At 69.1% G+C, this 593-nt stretch carries 1 protein-coding gene; it reads right to left on the minus strand.

The features are described 5' to 3' along the window. Positions 1–593: efflux RND transporter periplasmic adaptor subunit (locus tag MMB92_RS35215; RefSeq protein ID WP_277563274.1), on the minus strand; the 593-nt coding region annotated here is incomplete at both ends.

A 593-nucleotide genomic window follows, 5' to 3' on the forward strand; every position in this document is an offset into this window, starting at 1 on the left:
CGCAGCTTCAGCCCTTCGAGGCTCGACTGCGTGAGGTCGACGTACACCGGATCGAGCTGCTGCACGGTCGACATCAGCGTCGCCTGGCTCGCCTGCACGTAGGCGCCCGGCGTCACTTGCGAGATGCCGACGCGGCCGGTGATCGGCGACACGACATCCGTGTAGCCGAGGTTGATCTGCGCGGTGTCGACCGCCGCCTTGCCGGCCGCGACGTCCGCCGCGGCCTGCCCTTGCGTGGCGACCGCGTTGTCGTAGTCCTGCTTGCTGACCGCGTTCGCGGCGACCAGCACCTTGTAGCGCGCGACCAGCGCGTTCTGCGTGACGAGGTTCGCCTGCGCCTTCGCGAGCGTCGCCTTCGCGCTGTTCAGGGCCGCGATGTACGGCGCCGGATCGATCTTGTAGAGACGCTGGCCGGCCTTGACGTCGGTGCCCTCGGTGAATTCACGACGCAGCACGATGCCGTCGACCCGCGCGCGCACCTGCGCGACGAGGAATGCACTGGTGCGGCCCGGCAGGTCGGTGAAGACCGGTACGGATTGCGGCTGGACGGTGACGACGCCGACTTCCGGCGTTTGCGGCGGCGGTGCCGATTC

This window comes from Burkholderia sp. IO2, assembly GCF_029522185.1.
GTDB lineage: Bacteria > Pseudomonadota > Gammaproteobacteria > Burkholderiales > Burkholderiaceae > Burkholderia > Burkholderia cenocepacia.